The sequence below is a fragment of the Streptomyces lancefieldiae genome, from assembly GCF_031845825.1.
GTDB lineage: Bacteria > Actinomycetota > Actinomycetes > Streptomycetales > Streptomycetaceae > Streptomyces > Streptomyces lancefieldiae.
Window position 1 is genome coordinate 1 of sequence record NZ_JAVRFH010000427.1, and the last position, 347, is coordinate 347.

At 72.3% G+C, this 347-nt stretch carries 1 protein-coding gene; it reads left to right on the top strand.

Annotated features, from left to right (window positions below):
• A partial coding sequence (locus RM812_RS42830; protein ID WP_311586541.1) for a transposase occupies positions 1-347 on the top strand: 347 nt, incomplete at both ends.

Below are 347 nucleotides of genomic sequence, written 5' to 3' on the forward strand. Positions count from 1 at the left end.
TGCCGAGTGGCAGGTCGTCCGGCCGTTGCTGCCGGTCCCGGCGTGGTTCCAGGGCCGGGGAGGCCGGCCGGAGAGCTATTGCCACCGCGTGATGTTGGACGCGGTGCGCTACGTGGTCGACAACGGCGTCAAGTGGGTCAATCTGCCGGCGGACTTCCCGCCGTACCGGCGGGTGCACGCTTTCGCCCGCCGCTGGCAGGTGACGGGTCTGCTCGGCGAGTTCCACGACCGGCTGCGCGACCGGGTGCGGGACAAGGAGGGCCGCTCGGTGGACCCGACGGCCGCGATCGTGGACTCGCAGTCACTGCGGGCGGCTGCGAACATCCCGCGCTCCACGTCCGGCTGGG